The 18,054-nt window shown below is 65.5% G+C and carries 19 protein-coding genes; 11 read left to right on the top strand and 8 right to left on the bottom strand.

The features are described 5' to 3' along the window. Position 1 precedes the first annotated feature (1 nt). A complete protein-coding gene (locus XH98_RS28670; protein WP_271600714.1) occupies positions 2-832 on the top strand; it encodes a L,D-transpeptidase in 831 nt (276 codons plus the stop codon). A 585-nt stretch (positions 833-1,417) separates the two neighbouring features. On the opposite strand, the gene XH98_RS28665 is transcribed toward XH98_RS28670, so the two are convergent. The 6 genes from XH98_RS28665 to XH98_RS28640 all read right to left on the bottom strand — a co-directional run bounded on the left by XH98_RS28665 (position 1,418) and on the right by XH98_RS28640 (position 6,998). Next, positions 1,418-2,239, bottom strand: coding sequence for a DUF2076 domain-containing protein (locus XH98_RS28665; protein WP_271620606.1), 822 nt, complete (start codon positions 2,237-2,239; stop codon positions 1,418-1,420). A 125-nt stretch (positions 2,240-2,364) separates the two neighbouring features. Continuing rightward, the gene (locus XH98_RS28660) at positions 2,365-3,210 is read right to left on the bottom strand and encodes a ChbG/HpnK family deacetylase (RefSeq protein ID WP_271620605.1); all 846 of its coding nucleotides are present in this window, start codon (positions 3,208-3,210) and stop codon (positions 2,365-2,367) included. Further along, on the bottom strand, positions 3,207-4,298 hold the full coding sequence (locus XH98_RS28655; protein WP_271620604.1) for a glycosyltransferase family 2 protein: 1,092 nt from the start codon (positions 4,296-4,298) through the stop codon (positions 3,207-3,209). The genes XH98_RS28660 and XH98_RS28655 overlap by 4 nt, the downstream gene beginning before the upstream one ends. A gap of 99 nt (positions 4,299-4,397) precedes the next feature. Further along, positions 4,398-5,375: an ATP phosphoribosyltransferase gene (hisG, locus tag XH98_RS28650; protein ID WP_271600710.1), complete on the bottom strand. Its 978-nt coding sequence runs from the start codon at positions 5,373-5,375 to the stop codon at positions 4,398-4,400. Between the two features lie 3 nt (positions 5,376-5,378). Further along, entirely contained in the window at positions 5,379-6,530 is a 1,152-nt protein-coding gene (locus tag XH98_RS28645; RefSeq protein WP_271600709.1) for an ATP phosphoribosyltransferase regulatory subunit, read from the bottom strand. A gap of 276 nt (positions 6,531-6,806) precedes the next feature. Then, positions 6,807-6,998, bottom strand: a complete 192-nt coding sequence (locus XH98_RS28640) for a hypothetical protein (protein WP_271620603.1) — start codon at positions 6,996-6,998, stop codon at positions 6,807-6,809. A 278-nt stretch (positions 6,999-7,276) separates the two neighbouring features. Between XH98_RS28640 and XH98_RS28635 the strand changes: the two genes are divergently transcribed. Together XH98_RS28635 and XH98_RS28630 are read left to right on the top strand one after the other, a co-directional pair. Beyond that, positions 7,277-7,783 carry a hypothetical protein gene (locus XH98_RS28635; protein WP_057742001.1) on the top strand — a complete coding sequence of 169 codons (507 nt, stop codon included), beginning with the start codon at positions 7,277-7,279 and terminating at the stop codon, positions 7,781-7,783. Positions 7,784-7,793: 10 nt separating this feature from the next. Next, positions 7,794-8,801: a helix-turn-helix domain-containing protein gene (locus XH98_RS28630; protein ID WP_271600706.1), complete on the top strand. Its 1,008-nt coding sequence runs from the start codon at positions 7,794-7,796 to the stop codon at positions 8,799-8,801. 28 nt (positions 8,802-8,829) lie between these two features. On the opposite strand, the gene XH98_RS28625 is transcribed toward XH98_RS28630, so the two are convergent. Beyond that, the gene (locus tag XH98_RS28625; protein ID WP_057741769.1) at positions 8,830-9,585 is read right to left on the bottom strand and encodes a 16S rRNA (uracil(1498)-N(3))-methyltransferase; all 756 of its coding nucleotides are present in this window, start codon (positions 9,583-9,585) and stop codon (positions 8,830-8,832) included. A 206-nt stretch (positions 9,586-9,791) separates the two neighbouring features. Here XH98_RS28625 and XH98_RS28620 point away from each other — a divergent pair, with 206 nt between their 5' ends. Both XH98_RS28620 and ubiA read left to right on the top strand, forming a co-directional pair. Beyond that, positions 9,792-10,451: a hypothetical protein gene (locus XH98_RS28620; RefSeq protein ID WP_271600705.1), complete on the top strand. Its 660-nt coding sequence runs from the start codon at positions 9,792-9,794 to the stop codon at positions 10,449-10,451. Beyond that, positions 10,448-11,380, top strand: a complete 933-nt coding sequence (ubiA, locus tag XH98_RS28615; RefSeq protein ID WP_271620602.1) for a 4-hydroxybenzoate octaprenyltransferase — start codon at positions 10,448-10,450, stop codon at positions 11,378-11,380. Before XH98_RS28620 ends, ubiA begins: the two co-directional genes overlap by 4 nt. Before the next feature lie 107 nt (positions 11,381-11,487). On the opposite strand, the gene XH98_RS28610 is transcribed toward ubiA, so the two are convergent. Continuing rightward, positions 11,488-12,006, bottom strand: a complete 519-nt coding sequence (locus XH98_RS28610; protein WP_220002473.1) for a DUF6101 family protein — start codon at positions 12,004-12,006, stop codon at positions 11,488-11,490. 280 nt (positions 12,007-12,286) lie between these two features. On the opposite strand from XH98_RS28610, the gene XH98_RS28605 reads away from it, so the two are divergent. From XH98_RS28605 to lpxK, 6 genes are all read left to right on the top strand, one after another. Then, positions 12,287-13,684 (top strand): TldD/PmbA family protein, encoded by a 1,398-nt coding sequence (locus tag XH98_RS28605; RefSeq protein ID WP_271600703.1) that lies wholly within the window; start codon positions 12,287-12,289, stop codon positions 13,682-13,684. Then, on the top strand, positions 13,671-14,483 hold the full coding sequence (locus XH98_RS28600) for a 3'(2'),5'-bisphosphate nucleotidase CysQ (protein WP_271600702.1): 813 nt from the start codon (positions 13,671-13,673) through the stop codon (positions 14,481-14,483). Before XH98_RS28605 ends, XH98_RS28600 begins: the two co-directional genes overlap by 14 nt. Positions 14,484-14,545: 62 nt before the next feature. Next, entirely contained in the window at positions 14,546-14,794 is a 249-nt protein-coding gene (locus XH98_RS28595) for a DUF4170 domain-containing protein (protein WP_057741752.1), read from the top strand. Beyond that, positions 14,791-15,504 (top strand): lysophospholipid acyltransferase family protein, encoded by a 714-nt coding sequence (locus XH98_RS28590; RefSeq protein WP_271600701.1) that lies wholly within the window; start codon positions 14,791-14,793, stop codon positions 15,502-15,504. Before XH98_RS28595 ends, XH98_RS28590 begins: the two co-directional genes overlap by 4 nt. After that, positions 15,467-16,825 carry a 3-deoxy-D-manno-octulosonic acid transferase gene (locus tag XH98_RS28585; RefSeq protein ID WP_271620601.1) on the top strand — a complete coding sequence of 453 codons (1,359 nt, stop codon included), beginning with the start codon at positions 15,467-15,469 and terminating at the stop codon, positions 16,823-16,825. The genes XH98_RS28590 and XH98_RS28585 overlap by 38 nt, the downstream gene beginning before the upstream one ends. Then, complete coding sequence (gene lpxK, locus XH98_RS28580) at positions 16,818-17,834, top strand: tetraacyldisaccharide 4'-kinase (protein ID WP_271620600.1); 1,017 nt, start codon at positions 16,818-16,820, stop codon at positions 17,832-17,834. Before XH98_RS28585 ends, lpxK begins: the two co-directional genes overlap by 8 nt. Positions 17,835-18,054 lie beyond the last annotated feature (220 nt).

The raw sequence follows: 18,054 nt of genomic DNA, 5'->3' as shown, positions 1-18,054 counted from the left end.
GATGTTCAAGAAAACGTCTGTCGCGCTGCTCGGCAGCGCATGCGCCTTCATTGTCGGCGCTACCGGCGCCAGCGCCTTCGACAATAGCGCGCCGAACGATCCGCCCGCGGTGCTCTACCGGCCGCGTGTCGCCCCGGCGCCGGTGCGCGTCGCCTCCAACGCCAATATGGGCGGCGGCTTCATCGAGTTCCTGTTCGGCGACGGGCCCGGTCGCGGCCCGGCCTACGCGCCGGAGCAGCCGATCTATCAGCAGCAGCCCGCCTACAACGATCCGCGTCGCCTGCCGCCGGTCGGCGAGCCGCAGATGCAAGGCGGATATCAACAAGGCGGTTATCAGCAAGGCGCAAGCTACCAGCAGGAAGCGATCGATCCGCGGCAGCGTCCGTTCGATCCGAAATTCGAGAAACAGCTGGTCGACTATAGCGGCAAGGAAAGCGCCGGCACCATCGTGGTCGATTCCAACAACAAGTTCCTTTACCTCGTCGAGGGCAACGGCCGGGCGCTGCGCTACGGCATCGGCGTCGGACGCGAGGGCTTCACCTGGACCGGCGTGAAATCGATCACCGCCAAGCGCGAATGGCCGGACTGGACGCCGCCGGCGGAAATGCTCGCCCGCCGTCCCGATCTGCCCAGGCACATGGAAGGCGGCCCGGAAAATCCGCTCGGTGCCCGCGCGATGTATCTCGGCTCCACGCTCTATCGCATCCACGGCTCCAACGAGCCCTGGACCATCGGCACCAACGTCTCCTCCGGCTGCATCCGCATGCGCAACGAGGACGTCATCGACCTCTATGGCCGCGTCAATGTCGGCACCAAGGTCGTGGTGATGTGAAGCGTCATGCGCTCGATGGGGCGATCAATCCGCGTGCCGCGTCGGCGCGAAATGCGGCAGCGAAGGGGACGCTGCCGCCGCCGGACGCCTGCCTGAATGGTCTATATCCGGTGCCTCGACACGAGACGAGGGGCAGCGGACCGGCGACGAGGAGTCGATGAAGCCGAATGCGGTGCGCGAGCCGAGCGGTTCAGCCGCCGCCGCAGCGAAAGCTCTGCCTTCCTGAGGCGCTCGTGCAGTCCCTCCAACTCGTACAATTCGGTGATGAGATGGGTTGCGACGTCGCTCAGGGTCGCAATGCGCTGCTGAAGTGGACTCATTCTTAAAACCCCCGACTGTGCCAAGAGAGGCAGCCACGGCGTGTGGCATAAGCAACGTGTTCTTCCAGTTGAACACCCATGTCCAAATTTGGAAATCCGGGAGTCTACGGCAGCGTGTGTCGGAGGAGGTTTTCGCTCTGCAGCACTAGTCATATTATATCGAACGGCCTTTTGGCGTGTGGTGCAGAGCAGCGCGCGTCGAGCTGTTCTTGAAAAGAAATCGGCCGCCCGGAGGCGGCCGTTCCACATCCGTTTGCCGAATGGCCTACGCGTAATCGCTGCCGCCGTCGTCGCCGCCGCCGAAGTCGCTGTCGTCGGCCGTGTCCACATTGTCGTTGTCGTTGTTGTCATAGCCCGGATCGTCGTTATCCCGATCGTTCGAGGCCTGGTCGAAGAAGCCTTGCCGCGAATCCCGGTTCGATCCGATGTCATCAAGGCCGGCATCGCGCGCGAGCGAGCCGCCGGACTGGTCGCCGCTGCCGGCCCATGGGCTGCCGCCACGCTCCTCGATCATGGTGGTGTCACCAAAGGCCTGATGCGATCCGCCGCCCATCATGCCGCGAATGCTGGAGAGCAGCAGCGAGCCGCCGACCACGCCGGCCGCGGCTGCCGCCGCCGTGCCCAGGAACGAGCCGCCGCCGCCGATCGGCGGCGCGCCGTAGCTCTGTCCATATCCCTGGCCTTGTCCATAGGCCTGACCATAAGGCGGCTGGCCATAGCCGGGCTGGCCCTGCTGCATCGCCTGACCGCTGTTCCAGACCGGCCGGGAGTCACGCGGCGGCACGTTCGGAACCGAGCCGCGCGATTGGCTCGTGCCAAACAACGTGTCGCGCATGGTGTCGAGAAAACCGCCGGACTGCGGCTGCGCGGGCGCTTGGGCCGCTTCCAGCTCCTGGATGCGATGATGGGCGCGCTTGAGCGCTTCGTCCTGCAACAGCGTGGTCTGCACCAGCGCATAGACGGCGCCGGGCGCCTTGCGCAGGCCGTCGGAGATCGCGGCGACCGCGTCGGGATCGCGCGGTGCATTTTCCAGCTTTGAAAGCCGGTCGAAAAGGTCGTCGACGAGCTGGCGTTCCTGCGGCGTCATGATCTGTCTCCTTCGCGCAAAACCAAGCGCAAGCGGGATGTAGGGTTCCAATGTGGCCTCAACAGTGCCGGCCGGATTAAATTTCGGTATGCGACAGACTGCCTCCCGGCTTGTCTCTGCCGGTTTCATCCCAATGTCACGTTGCTGGTTGCGAGCAGCTGCGCGAAGGCGTCGCTGGCGAGATAGCCATGCTCGCGCTCCCTGACGTCAGTCATCGGATCGAGGCCGGTGAGAACCTCGTCGACAAAGCCGGGATGGCACATCACGAGCCCGCCCTCGGGCAGGCCCTGCAGGAATTGCCGCATCAGCTCGCCGAAATCGGCCGCGCGGGTGAAATCATAGGCGCCGGCAAAGGCGGGATTGAATGCAAGGCCGGCGCGGCCCGCACGGCGGCGGAATTGTGCACTGAGCAGATCGAGCACCAGGGCTTTCGGAGAGGCCAGCCGCTGCGCCAGCGGCAAATCGCGCCCGCCCTGGCGCACCCATGCCTTTGGCGCGATTTCGCTGACTGCCTCGACAAAGCCGTCGCGCACCTGCGGAAACAGCTGCACGTGCTGATGCCCGTCGACGAAGTCGGGCGGGCGGCCAAAGGCTTCCGCGAACGCCAGAAGCTGCGCTCTCACTTCGTTGCGGAAGAACTCGCTGTCGAGCCGGCGCATCAGTCCGGCGCGCAGCAGCTTTGGAAAAGCCATGAACATGTCGCCGTCGAGCGGGCGGAAATGCATGGTGAGCGGCCGGAACGGCGCCGAGAGCGTCACGTGCAGTCCGATCGCGCAGCGCGGGCTTGCTTTCGCGGCGGCAGAAAGCGCCGCAACCTCGCTCTGATCGATGGCGGGGCCCACCATCATCACCGAGGTGGCGTTGAGGCGGCCGCGCTCGATCAGGTCGCGAATGGCACGGTTGACGCCGGGGCTGATGCCGTAATCGTCGGCGCAGAGCCAGACATGCCGCAGGCGCGCGGCCGTGCTCATTCGGCCGCGGTCCTGTCGGATGCGGCCTGACTTGAAGTGTCCTGACCTGAAGTGCCCTGACCTGAAGTGCCCTGGGCCTTGCCGGCCTCGAAATGCCTCTCGCTGTGCTCGGCGACGAAGTAGATCGGACGCGCCTTCAGCTCGGAGAGGATCTTGCCGATATATTCACCGACGATGCCGATCATGATCAGCTGCACGCCGCCGATCGTCATCAGGCCGACCACGAGCGAGGGATAGCCCGGCACCTGCTTGCCCGTCGTGAACACCTCCCAGAGGATCGAGAGGCCGAACAGGAAGGCGACGCCGGCAAGCGCGACGCCGAGCAGGCTGGCAAAGCGCAACGGCGCCACCGAGAACGAGGTCAGGCCCTCGATCGACAGGCCGAGCAGGCGGGCAGCGTTGAAGGTGGTGACGCCATGGGCGCGCGCCGCAGGCTCGTAATCGACGCGAATCTGGCGGAAGCCGATCCAGCTGGCCAGCCCCTTGAAGAAGCGGTTGCGCTCCGGCAGTTGCCGAAGCGCGGTGACCGCGCGTGGCGACAGCAGGCGGAAGTCGCCGGCGTCCTCCGGTATCTTCTGGCGCGCGCCCCAATTGATCAGCGCGTAGAAGCCGTGCACGGCGAGGCGGCGCAGGAACGGCTCGTTGTCGCGATGCGCCTTGGCGGTATAGACGACGTCATAGCCGTCATCGATCCAGTGCTGCACCAATTGCTCGATCAGATCAGGCGGATGCTGTCCGTCGCCGTCCATGAACATGACGGCGCCGAGCCGGGCATGGTCGAGGCCGGCCATCAGCGCCGCCTCCTTGCCGAAATTGCGCGACAGCGACACCACCTGGACGTCGATCGCGTCGGCCGGCAGCGAGCGTGCGATCGACAGCGTGCTGTCCTTGCTGCCGTCGTCGACATAGACGACCTCGCAGGACAGGCGGTAGCGTTGCCGCAAGGTCTTGGCGAGATCGCAGATGCGCTGGTGCAGGGCGGCAAGGCCCGCCGCCTCGTTATAGACGGGGACGACAATCGACAGCCCCTTCGCGGCGGCATTCACTGCGGTGGTCGTCAGGGCGGAAACGTCAGAGCCCAGCGTCATCGATCAAGGTTCCAGAGCGTTCAAGGTCATCGGGGCAGCATATGGTAGCTGCAGCTTGCTGTCGCTACGCTGAACGGAGCTGCTCAATAGACTTTGGGCTCACTGCCGCAAGAACGCTTCGAGCTTGGCGAACAGCGGGTTCTCCCGATCGAACACGTAGTCGAGCGAGACCACCGAGACGGTCTCGGCCCCATGTTCGCGCAGGAAGCTCGCCAGCGCATAGAGCTGCCCGGGTGGGCAGTGCAGCGTGAGCATGCCCGACGAGGTCGGCCCGCCGAACGGAGCCTCGACGCCGAAGCGGCTGTGGGCTTCGCCGAGCAGGGCGGCGTCGCATTGCCGGAAGCGGGTCCGGACCTCGCGGTATTTGTTGGCGCGGGCTCGGGCCGCGATGTGGTCGAGGATGATGCGTGCGGTCTCGCGGGCTTGCGGCGACCAGTCGGCATCTTTCGAGGCGACCAGATTGGCCTGGCTGCGCAGGATCACACCGTCGTCGAGCACCCGCAGGCCGTTGGCGGCGAGCGTCGCGCCCGTCGTGGTGATGTCGACGATCAGCTCGGCGCTGCCGGCCGCCGGCGCGCCCTCGGTCGCGCCCGCGCTTTCGACGATGCGGTAGTCGCTGATGCCGCGCTGCGAGAAGAACGCGCGGGTGAGATTGATGAACTTGGTCGCGACCCGCATCCGCATGTGATGCTGCTCGCGAAAGCCGGTGGCGACGTCGTCGAGATCGGCCATGGTGCGGACGTCGATCCAGGCCTGCGGCACCGCGACGACGACGTCGGCATGGCCGAAGCCCAGCCCGTCGATCAGCAACACCCGCTTCTCCGCATCCGCGATGTTGTCGCGCACCAGGTCTTCGCCGGTGACGCCGAAATGCGCGTAGCCGCGCGACAATTGCGCGGCGATCTCGCTCGCCGAGAGATAGGCGACCTCGACATTGTCGAGGCCCGCGATGGTGCCACGATAGTCGCGGGCGCCGCCGGCCTTGGACAGCTTGAGCCCGGCGCGGGCGAAGAAGGCTTCGGCATTTTCCTGAAGGCGGCCCTTGGAGGGAACGGCCAGGACGAACGGCGCGCTCATGGCTTAAGCTCCCACCTTGCGGCCGATGCTGGTCAGTGCATCCACCCAGACCGAGAAGCCGACCGCCGGTATCGGAGCGGCGGCTCCGAGCTGGGTCATCAGTCCATCATAGCGACCACCGGCAACCAGCGGCCCGGCGCCGTTACCCCTGTGATGCAGCTCGAATTCAAACCCGGTATAGTAGTCGAGGCCGCGCCCGAACGCGGTCGAGAAGCGCGTGCTCTTCACGTCGATACCCCGCGCGGCCATGAAGCCGACCCGGCTCTCGAGCTGGTCGATCGCGCCATTCAGGTCGAGCCTTGCCTCGGCGGTGAGCGCGCGCAGCGCGGCGACCGCCTCGTCCGGGTTGCCCGAGATCGACAGAAAGCGCTTCAGGACAGTGATCGCCTCGCGCGGCAGCTTGCCGCTCTTCAACGTCGATTGCTCGAGGAAGCGGTCGGCGATCTCGGCCGTGGTGCGGCCGCCGACATTGGTAGTGCCGGCAATCGACATCAGGTCGGTGACGAAGGCCAGCGCGGCCTTGCGGTCGGAGCCGGCCAGTGCCGCCAGCACGCCCTCATATTCGCTGCGGGTGGCGGTGGTCTCGGCCGCCAGCCGCTCCAGATCCTGCTCGAGGCTGATCTTGCGGTTGAAGTCCTTGACCAGGCGGCGGCGCCAGACCGGATAGAGATTGAGCGCGTCGAGCAGCGCATTGAACAGCGCGACGTCGCCGGTACGGACCTCGATGTCGCGCACGCCGAAAGCGGCGGTCGCCTCCAGCGCCAGCGCCAGCGTCTCGGCATCGGCGGCAGCGCGGTCCTGGCGGCCGAACGACTCGATTCCGGCCTGAAGGAATTCACTGGCCTGTCCGCTGCGATAGCGGAACACGGGACCCAGATAGCTGAACCCGGCCGGCTGGCCGGCGCGGCTGGATACGAGGTAATCGCGCGCCACGGGGATCGTCAGGTCGGGACGCAGGCAAAGCTCTTCGCCCGACAGGTCCGTCGTCAGATAGAGGCTTTTGCGGATGTCCTCGCCCGACAGGTCCAGGAACGGTTCGGCCGGCTGCAGAATGGCGGGCTCGGCCCTGACATAGCCGGCCTGCGCGAACGACAACAGCAGCGTGTCCGCCCAGGCGGCGGAGCCGGCAGCATTTGAGGTGGCAGTCGCGGTCATCTCGGGGTCCATCGTCCCGGGAGAACCGGGCAGGCAAGGGAGGCAAGGGGAGGCGCCAAAGGCAGGCACCGGTATTGGCGCAGCCCTTAGCATGGCCGGAAAGCGGTTTCGACCTCCAAAGGATCAATCGCTTAACGACTTTGGAGCCGCGCAGCCGGTCTCGCCCGGATCCCCTGCACGAGCTCTCCAAAACCGGAAGAGGCTCGCGATAAGAGTATCATTATACCTATATACAGGCTTCCGCGGCGTCCTCAAACCGGCCGGAGCTGCCTTGCTTCACTCAACTCCACCGTCTTTCGCCGTCGATGCTTCGTGCACGCCAGGTTTTGCGGTGTCCGACCCCGGGTCATTGGCGAGTTGCTCGGCGAGATCGAGAATTCTCTGCCGCTTGCGGGGGTCCGCGATGCCGCGAAAAGCTTTGATCAGGCCTAGTGCCTGGCGCTCGCAAACATCATCGTGCATCGCCATTCATCCCGTCAGACGGTCGGCTGAACGGAGCAGGCAGCATCGAAAGAGTTGGATGCTGTCGTGCATCGAACTCACGGCAGCCGCCGACCCGACGATCGTTTCGCAGCCGCGATGTCGATCGGGACATCGTCCGACCCGCGCGTCCCTCCGCAACGTCACAGTGAGTCACAATGAAAGATTGAGACTGCTTGGCAAGTTGTCACATACTCAATTTGGGTATGCCCAATGGTACGTTCGCTGCTGCCTTCGTCTACAAGATCAATGCTGGTTGCCGATTCATGCGCAATGCTTCTGATGTCATCCGGACGGTCTCGCGGCACACGCTGGCCTACATGCTGTTTTCGATCAGCGAGATGTTCCGGAACTACGAAGAATTCGATCCGATGGACCTTCTGATCGTTCATGCGATTCTCAATGCCAACGTCATCAATGTGATGAACGATCCTGCGCTGGACGAGAAGTTTTCGAGCATTCACACCGTCGAGCCTGACGCGATCAAGCAGGGCGTGTCGCGCGCGGCGCTCTCTCGTTTCCTCAGCCTGCCGCTGGAGACGGTTCGCCGTCGCGTGGCGGGACTGAAGCGGCGGAAGATTCTCGCCGAGACCAAGGCCGGACTGATCGTGACCGAGCAGAACGCATTCAGGTTCGGCAACAATCACGAACTGCAGAAGACCAACATGCTGCTGCTGACGAAATTGCTTCGCGATCTCAAGCGCGCCGGCATCAGCGGACCGGATGATCTGAGCGCCGCCAAATTCGCGGTCGCGGCAAAGGAAGCGAAGTAAGCGACGGGATATGGATCAAAGCCTTCTCGACATCGCCCGCGATGGAGCGAACAAGAGTGCGGCGGAACGCCTGTTGTCGTTCCAGGATCTCAAGCCGTCCTCGGCGCTCGAGCTGCAAACCTACGACATCGATCATTTCGGCGACAGCGAGAAATATGCCGGTGCATCGAGCATGCCGTTGTCCTCAGGCACGACCGCGATCATGCGCGCACGGCTGAGCCTGCCGAATCTGAGCCTGTCGCTGGTGAAGACCTTCCCGCGGATTGTCAGAGGGTACGATCTGGCACATGCCGCGGCCGTGGTGGTGCCGATGGATCATGTGACCTCGACGCGCATCAATGGGCAGTCAATCGGCAGCTCCATCGTCGTTCTGAAGGGTGCCTCCGACTGCCTTGTCCATGAACCGGTCGGCCGTCTGATCGGTGTCATCTACTTCACGCCGCCCGCATGCGAGCCATGGTCTCGCCTGGATGGCTATCATTTGCTGAGCCCGGCAACGGACATGCTTGCTGCCCTGCGCGGCCGGATTTCCACAACGCTTGAAACTGCAGCCAACGATCCGGACGTCCTGAACGAGCCGGCGTCGCGAGCGGCTGTCGAACGATCGCTGCTCAGCGTGATGGACGCCACGATCGCAACGAGCATGGACAGCCGTTCTACACACGCGACGACCTCGACTTATCTGCGGATCGTCGCCGAGATGGAAAGCTTGATCCGGCACGATCTGACGATCTGGCACAAGACCACCGAAATGGCGGAGCGTGTGGGCGTGTCGGTCCGGACTCTTCAGAGTGCGACCCAGGCCATCTGCGGCATGAGCCCGCATCGCTATTCCAGGGTCTTGCGCCTCTGGTCGGTGCGCCGGCAGCTGCGCACCGGCCCGGCACGGCGCAGCGTCAAGGCCTGCGCCATCGCGCACGGCTTCTGGCATTTGAGCGAGTTCGCGGCGAGCTATCGGGCGGCGTTCGGAGAGTTGCCGTCCGAGACCCTGCATCGATCGCTGCGCGAGCGCAGCTAGATGCGATGACCGTTCGCCAGGCGACGAGCTAACCGCTTCCGCCACCCCAATCGCCCAGCACGGCCTGGACCAGGGCCAGCGCCGCCACGGCGGCGGTGTCGGCCCGCATGATCCGCGGGCCCAGGGCCAGCCGCAGGATGTTCGGCTGCCGCAGCAGCAGGGTGCGCTCTTCCTCGGCAAACCCGCCCTCGGGGCCGATCAGCACGTCGATACCTTGGCCCGCCACGCTTGCGCCTTGCAGGCTCTGGATGGGGCTTTGGACCTCCGCCGCCTCGTCGCAGAAGATGAGCAGACGGCCCACAGGGCGCTGACTGAGATACCGCTCCAGCGGCACCGGTTCGGCAACCGCGGCGATGCTCAATATGCCGCATTGTTCCGCGGCCTCGACGACGTTGGCGCGCATCCGCTCGGTGTTGACCCGGGAGGCCTGGGTGAACCGGGTCAGGACCGGCTGCAGCCTGGCAGCGCCCATTTCGATGGCCTTCTGGACCATGTAGTCGAGCCGGGCGTGCTTGAGCGGGGCGAACACATAGGCGAGGTCGGGCAGCCGGTCCTGGGGACGGACCTGCTGGAGGATCACAAGGCTCTCGGGCCGCTTGCGGCCCTCGATCGCGGCCTGCCATTCGCCATCGCGGCCGTTGAAGGCCAAAACCTCGGCTCCAGCGGCAAGCCGCAGCACATTGCCGAGATAATTGCTCTGGTCGCGGTCGAGCGGAATCCTGGCATCCTGGGCCAGGGGGGCGTCAACGAACAGGCGGGGGGCGCGAAAATCGTGGGAGGGCATCTTTCAGGTCCGATTTGTCGCCGTTCTTAACCGAAAGCGGTAGTTTGGGGGTAAATATCGCCGGATTGGTGTGTCGGCACGCCGCGCTCTTGCCCTATTCGACGGGTTGTTAAGTGCCGGCGGGAATCGTAAAAACGCCTGCACGCTGGTCGCGCTTCAATTGGAAGACGCCTGAACCCGTAGCTCCTGCCGGAGAGACACTTTTGATGATCCGTCGTTTGATGGTTCCGATCACTGCCGCCATGGTCGTCATGGGCGCCGCGGGCGCTTACGCCCAGGGGTTCCCGGCGCCGCTGCCGAACCAGGCCGCAACCAGTTCCGCATTTCCGCCCGTGAACGGCCAGGCGCCGGTCGCCTCCGTCGGCGCCCCGCCGCAGGCCTCTTTCCCGGTCAATGGTGTAGCTCCGATCGGTGGCGCGGGCGCCTTCAGCGCGGCTCCGCCGACCCAGGCCGGTCCCGGCGAGGATTGCATGAAGGCGTTCATCCCGCTGCGCGAGGACGCCGAAAAGCGCGGCAAGATGATCAAGGCCGCGAGCGATCGCCACGCCCCGCCTGACGAGGCCTGCAAATTGATCAGGGGCTTCGGCCAGGCCGAGCTCAAGATGATCAAGTATGTCGAGGCCCATGCCGCAAAATGCGGAATCCCGCCGACCGTCGCCGCGCAGATGAAGGAAGGTCACAAGAACACCGAGTCGATGCAGACCAAGGTCTGCAACGTCGCGCAGCAGATGGCGAACGGGCAGCGCGGTCCGGCCGGTCCGTCGCTGAGCGAGGTGGTGGGTTCGGGCGCGGCGCCGGAGGCCAATGCCAGCAAGAAGGGCGGCAGCACCTTCGACACGCTCAACGGCAACGTCCTCACGCGATGAGCGACACATCCGCCCGCGTTGCCGATTCCACCGGCAACTGGGTCGATACGCTCGCGCCGCAATGGGCACGGCCTTACTTGCGGGTGTCCCGCTTCGATCGCCCGATCGGCTCCTGGCTGCTGTTGATGCCGTGCTGGTGGTCGGCGGCGCTCGCCGGCGCAATGGCGCACGATATCCGTTCCCTGCCGCTCACCATCGTCCTGTTCCTCGTCGGAGCCTTCGTGATGCGCGGGGCGGGCTGCACCTGGAACGACATCACCGACCGCGACCTGGATGCCAAGGTCGAGCGCACCCGCTCACGGCCGCTGCCTGCCGGGCAGATCACCGTAAAGCAGGCGCTGGCCTTCATGATCGCGCAAGCGCTGATCGGCCTTGCAGTGCTGCTCCAGTTCAACCGCTTTGCGGTGGCGACCGGCATCGCCTCGCTCGTGATCGTCGCCATCTATCCTTTCATGAAGCGCGTCACCTGGTGGCCGCAGGTCTTCCTCGGTCTTGCCTTCTCGTGGGGCGCGTTGATGGGATTCGCCGTCACCTTCGGACGCATGGATATCACCGCGTTGGTGCTCTATGCGGGGTCGATCGCCTGGGTGATCGGCTATGACACCATCTATGCGCATCAGGACTCCGAGGACGATGCGCTGATCGGCGTCAAATCCACCGCGCGCCTGTTCGGCGCGCATACGCACCAGGCGTTGATCCTGTTCTATGGACTTGCGGTGATGCTGATCGGCGTTGCGCTGGCGTCGGGCGATGTGCGCTGGCCGGCTTGGCTTGGACTTGCGGCCTTCGCCGTGCATCTGGCCTGGCAGATCCAACGACTTCGGATCGACGATCCCGCGCTCTGCCTGCGTCTGTTCAAGTCGAACCGCGACGCGGGCCTGTTGCTGTTCGCGGGATTGCTGGCGGATGCGGTGATGCGGGCGGCGTAATTCGCCGCTCTCGCAGGGTGGGCAAAGGCGCTCTTGCGCCGTGCCACGATCTTTCTCAATTCGATAGAGGTGGTGGGCACGCTTCGCTTTGCCCACCCTACGGCACCTCAATTGCGCGCGATGATCTCGCGTTCCTCGCGATGAACCGGCAGCTCGCGCGCCATGGCGCTGCGGCGGCGCATCAGGAATTTCGGACGGCGCGCGCGGATCGCGTTGGCGCGGCGGCGGCGCGGCGCCGGCTTGCGGGCGCCTTCGTCGAGCTGCGGCAGCGCAAGGATCTCGCTCCAGATCGCCCAGGCCTCGTTGAGTTCGTCGCCATCGGCGCTGACCAGCAGCGGAACGGAGAGCGAGGGATCGCGGTGCACGAGGACGAGGGTCTGCGCCTCGTCATTGCCGCGCAGCGCGAGCCCGGTGAAGTCGCTGACGCGGACGTTGATTGCCATCTGCATGCCGCGGACGGCACGGCGCAGCACGACACGCTCGCGATGAAGCTCGATCTGCCTGGTGTAGCCGTCGGCGCGCGGATCATGCGCATCGAAGCGGACCGGAAGGGAAAGAGGGTCGAGCCGCAGAGAGCGGCTCGACCCGGCGGGGTTGACCCCGCATATTGCTGTTTGACGCCTCACGGCCTTCGTTCTCCCCGCCAGGATTATGTTCCCGGTCGATGTGAGGAGCTTAGCGCGGCGGCTTCCGAAACCGCTTAAAAAGGCTGGTTAATCCAACCTCACCGCACGCCATGATTGACAAGACCTTGGCGCGCATGATTGACGAGACGTTGCGCGAAAGCAGCGAATCTGAGCCTTCTGCGGACTAAAATGCTTGAAGTCCGCACCATTTGGGCACATCTGGTGTTCAGGGCCTAAGATCGCCCCGAAACCTCCCGCGCGCCCCAACAGGATTTCGTTTGTGAACTCTTCACCATCCGCAAGCTCGACGCTTCAGTCCAAAGCCACCAGCGCCCTGTTTGACCAATCCGCGCTGTCGGATCTGGCGCAACGCCTGGTCGAGGCGGCCAAGCGCGCCGGCGCAGATGCGGCCGATGCAGTCGCGGTGCGCGGCGTCTCGCAGGGCGTCGAGGTGCGCGACGGCCGCGTCGAGGAATCCGAGCGGTCCGAGGGCGACGATGTCGGCCTGCGCGTGCTGGTCGGCCAGCGCCAGGCGGTGGTCTCGACCAATGACGCGAGCGGCGATGCCGTCACCAAGCTCGCGGAACGTGCGGTGGCGATGGCGCGTGTCGCGCCTGATGACAAATATGTCGGCCTCGCCGATCCCGCGCTGCTGGCGCGTGACTTCCCCGATCTCGATCTGCTCGATCCCAACGTGCCCGCAACATCAGAGCTGGAGCGCCGCGCGCTCGAAGCGGAGGCTGCCGCGCTTGCCGTGAAGGGCGTGTCGAAATCCGGCGGCGCGTCCGCCTCCGCGGGCATGGGCGGCATGGTGCTCGTCACCTCGACCGGTTTCCACGGCTCTTACCTGCGTTCCAGCCAGGGCATCTCGGCGACCGCCATCGTCGGCGAAGGCACCGGCATGGAGCGCGACTACGACTTCACCTCGGCGCCGCACGCTGCCGATCTGTTGTCGCCGGAAGCCGTCGGCCGCTCCGCCGGCGAGCGCACCGTGGCGCGCTACAATCCGCGCAAGGTCGAGACCTGCAAGGTGCCCGTGGTGTTCGATCCTCGCGTCGCCGGCTCGCTGGTCGGCCATCTCGTCGGCGCCATCAACGGCGCCTCGATCGCGCGCAAGACCAGCTTCCTGAAGGACAGGCTCGGCCAGCAGCTGTTTTCGAAAAACATCCGCATCATCGACGATCCCTTGCGCAAGCGCGGCCTGCGCTCGCAGACCTTCGATGCCGAAGGCGTCGCGGTGAAGCGGACCGCGCTGGTCGACGACGGCGTGCTGACGACCTGGCTGCTCGACTGCGCCACCGCGCGCGAGCTCGGTCTCACCACGACAGGCCACGCCCATCGCGGCGTCTCGTCCTCGCCCTCGCCAGGGCCGTATAATCTGCATCTCGAAGCCGGCACACTGAGCCCGGCCGAACTGATCGCCGACATCGGCCAAGGTTTCTATGTCACCGATCTGATCGGTTCCGGCGTCAACGGCGTCACCGGCGATTACAGCCGCGGCGCCTCCGGCTTCTGGATCGAGAACGGCGAGCTCACCTATCCCGTCAGCGAGGTGACGATCGCCGGCCATCTGTTCGAGATCTTCAAGTCGATGCAGCCGGCCAACAATCTCGAGTTCCGCTACGGCATCAATGCGCCGACGGTGCGCATCGAGGGACTGACGCTTGGCGGACGCTGACTTTTCCGACACGACGACACTGACGCGTGACGCAGCGCTGCTGCAGGAGACGGTGCGGGAGGCGGGAAGCCTGGCGCAGTCGATGTTCCGCACCACGCTGAAGAAGTGGATCAAGGGCGCGTCCTCGCCGGTCTCGGAAGCCGACATCGCCGTCAACGATCTGCTCGAAGCGCGCCTGCGCGGTGCCACGCCCGACTATGGCTGGCTGTCGGAGGAGAGCGCCGATGATCAGGCGCGGCTGTCGCGGCGGCTGACCTGGGTGGTCGATCCCATCGACGGCACCCGCAACTACCTCAATGGCCATGACGAATGGTGCGTCAGCGTCGCGCTGGTCGAGGTTTCAGCGCCGGTGCTGGCCGCGGTCTACGCGCCTGTGACGAACGAGTTCTTTTTCGCCGCCCGCGGCCAAGGCACCACGCTGAATGGCAATCAGGTCCGGGCGACGCCCGGGTCCGTGCTCGACTTCGCCCGCATGGCCGGCCCCAAGCCGATGGTCGAGCGACTCAATGCAAAGGTCGGCGACGTCAAGCTGCATCCGCGAATCGGTTCGCTCGCGCTACGGCTGTGCCGGGTCGCCAATGGCGCCCTGGATGCGGCTTTTGCGGGCGGCAATAGCCATGATTGGGATCTTGCGGCGGCCGATTTGATCGTGCAGGAAGCGGATGGTAGGATGAGCGACCTCTCTGGAGGTCCCATCCTTTATAATCGCCGGGAAGTGACGCACGGGGTGCTGGTGGCAGCGGGACGCGATCGTCATGCGAGCATTGTCGCGCATTTTCGCAATCGTCCCTTGCCCTGAAGCGCCCGTCGGCGTGCTTGTCGACCACTGCTTTGCCGGGCAGCCTGTTAGGAACCGAACTCATGTCAGATAGTGCCCCGCAACAACTGCTTCACCTCGTCATCGGCGGTGAGCTGCTTGACCTCGAGCACAACACCTTCAAGAATCTCGACGAGGTCGAGATCGTCGGCCTCTACCCGAACTATGCGTCCGCCCACGTCGCCTGGCGCGCCAAGGCGCAGAGCACGGTCGACAACGCGCAGATGCGCTATTTCATCGTCCACCTGCACCGGCTGCTCGACCCGAATCAAGAAACGAAGCCGGCGCGTTGAAAAAACTGCTTCGCAATACGCTGCGAAGCAGCTGGTTTCAGCGTGCCGTCGGGGTCCTGGCGGCCGAATATCTGCGTCTGGTGTGGCGGACCAACAGGTTCACGTTCGATCCGCCTGACGTCTATCAGCTGGTCGAGCCGCAGATGCCGGCGATCTTCGCGTTCTGGCACGGCCAGCATTTCCTCACCCCGTTCATCAAGAACAAGGACTGGTACCGCGCCAAGGTGCTGATCTCCCGCCACCGCGACGGCGAGTTCAACGCGGTTGCCGCCGAGCGGCTCGGCATCGGCACCATCAGGGGGTCCGGGGATCACGGCGGCGCGTTCCACCGCAAGGGTGGTGTCGGCGCCTTCAGGGAAATGGTGTACACGCTGCAAGACGGTTGTAATGTCGCGTTGACCGCCGATGTCCCCAAGCGTTCGCGCGTGGCCGGCCTCGGCATCATCATGCTGGCACGGGAATCGGGGCGGCCGATCATGCCTTTTGCGATGGCGACCAGCCGCTTCATCCGGCTCAGGAACTGGGACCGCACCACCATCAACCTGCCGTTCGGCCGGGGCGTCCTGGTCGGCATCAAGGAAATCCGCGTTCCCGCAGACGCTGATGCCGCGAAGATGGAAGAGCTGCGGCAGGAACTGGAAGACACGCTGAACGAAGCCACCAGCCGCGCCTATGCGCAGCTCGGCCGCAAGGGGCCTGCAGATGGCTAGCTCGTTGCCCCACGCGCTTCCCAAGTCGCTGCCAATGACGCTGCGGATGTATCGGCGCCTGACGACGAGCCTCGTGCCGCTCGCGCCTGCGCTGATCAAGCGGCGGCTGCGGCAAGGCAAGGAAGACCCCGCGCGCGTCGGCGAGCGGCGGGGGCTCAGCAGGGACGTGCGGCCGCACGGCCCGCTGGTCTGGATCCACGGCGCCAGCGTCGGCGAGGTGCTGGCCGCGGCGGCGCTGATCGAGCGCCTGCGCGATCTCAACCTGCGCATCCTGCTCACGTCGGGCACGGTCACCTCGGCGGCCGTGGTGGCAAAACGCTTTCCGCCCGACGTCATCCATCAATACGTGCCGTATGATTCCCCGCGCTATGTCGCGCGCTTCCTCGACCATTGGAAGCCGTCGCTGGCGCTGTTCATCGAATCCGACCTGTGGCCGAACCTGATCCTGGCCGGCGCGGCGCGCCGCGTGCCGATGGTGCTGATCAACGGGCGGATGTCGCCGCGCTCCTTCCCGCGCTGGCGGCGGATGCACGGCACCATCTCGGCGCTGCTGTCGCGCTTTGATATCTGCCTCGCGCAGTCGAAGACCGATGCCGAACGCTTCGCCGCGCTCGGCGGCCGTGACGTCGTCACCACGGGCAATCTCAAGCTCGACGTGCCGGCGCCGCCGGCAGATCCCGCCAAGCTCGAACGGCTGATGACGATGACGCGCGGCCGGCCGATCATCGTCGCGGCCTCGACCCATCCGGGCGAGGACGAGATGCTCGTCGCGGCCCATCGCAGCCTCGTCGGCATCTTCCCGCAGCTCTTGACCGTGATCGTGCCGCGGCACCCGGATCGCGGCTCATCGATCGCTGGCATGATCGCGGCATCGGGCCTGAAGCCGGCGCTGCGCTCGCGCGACGAGCAGCTGGCGGCGACGACCGATGTCTATGTCGCCGACACCATGGGCGAGCTCGGCCTGTTCTATCGCCTCTCGCCGATCGTGTTCATGGGCAAATCGCTGGTGGGAGAGGGCGGCCAGAACCCGATCGAGGCGATCAAGCTTGGCGCTGCCATCGTCCACGGCCCGAACGTTGCCAATTTCAGCGAACTCTATGCGGCCCTCGACCAGAGCGGCGGTGCGCGCCAGGTCGACACGCAGGAGGCGCTGACGAAGCAGCTCGGCCTGTTGCTGGCCGAGCCAAGCGTGCGCGACAAGATGCAGCGCGCGGGAAGCGGCGTGGTCGAGCAGCTCGGCGGCGCGCTCGATCGCACCATGGCGGCGCTCGAGCCGTATCTGATGCAGTTGCGGATCGAGATGGGAGCCGCCAATGCGTGAGCCGGCCTTCTGGTACCGGCCGCGCTCCCCGAAGTCGCATCTGCTCAGCCCGCTCGGCGCACTCTATGGCGCCCTCACCGCGCGCCGCATGGCGCGCAGTGGATTTGACGCCGGCATCCCCGTGCTCTGCGTCGGCAATTACCATGTCGGCGGCGCCGGCAAGACGCCGACCGTGCTGGCCCTGACCAAGCTGCTGCGCGAGCTTGGCGAGAGCCCGGTCGTGCTCAGCCGCGGTTACGGCGGGCGCTTGCGCGGCCCGGTCATGGTCGATCGGATGCGTCACACCGCCACTGAGGTCGGCGACGAGCCCTTGATGATGGTGCGCGACGTGCCGGTCGCTGTCGCGCGCGACCGCCTCGACGGTGTCGCGCTGGCGAAGTCGCAAGGCGCCACCGTGATCCTGATGGACGACGGCTTCCAGAATCCAAACCTCTTGAAGGATGCCTCGCTGATCGTGATCGACAGCGAGCGCGGCCTCGGCAACGGCCGCGTGTTTCCGGCAGGGCCTCTGCGCGCGCCGCTCAAGCCACAGCTTTCGCGCACCGACGCGCTGGTGCTGATCGGCGACGGCCATGCCGCGGACGATGTCGCGTCTGAGCTTGCCAAACGTGGCAAGCCGGTGCTGCGCGCGCGGCTGAAGCCCGATGCGGGCTCGGTCGCAAGACTGCAGGGCAAGCCGGTGTTCGCTTTCGCGGGCATCGGCGATCCCGAGCGTTTCTTCCGCACCCTTCGCACTGGCGGCATCGAGGTCGCGCGCACGCGTCCCTTCGCCGATCACCACATGTTCTCGCGCGACGAGCTCGCCGCGCTCGCGGCCGACGCGAAAGCCGGGCAGCTCACCCTGGTCACGACGGAAAAAGATCTCGCGCGCCTGCGCGCCATTGATGGCGTGCCCGACGGCATCGCGCCGTTCAAGGTAGCGCTCGAATTCGACGATCCGGCCAGGCTCATGCAGCTGATCAGCGATCATCTCTACAAGGCCCGCGAGCGTCGCTTCAGCACGCGATGATCTTGCCGCCGGCACTGATCTCGTAGGGTGGGCAAAGGCGCTCTTGCGCCGTGCCCACGATCTGTTGCGTTCGGAGACAGCTGGTGGGCACGCTTACGCTTTGCCCACCCTACGGCACCTCGCTATTCAGCCGACTACCCGACCTGCCATTCAGGCAACATTCATCGGGAAACTCCTATCGATCCGACACGATCCAGGAGACGTCGATGAAACAACGGCG

It is taken from the genome of Bradyrhizobium sp. CCBAU 51745, from assembly GCF_028128715.1.
GTDB classification, from domain to species: domain Bacteria; phylum Pseudomonadota; class Alphaproteobacteria; order Rhizobiales; family Xanthobacteraceae; genus Bradyrhizobium; species Bradyrhizobium manausense.
The sequence above is the reverse complement of the archived record's forward strand: the minus strand, read 5'-3'. Positions and strand labels throughout refer to the sequence as shown.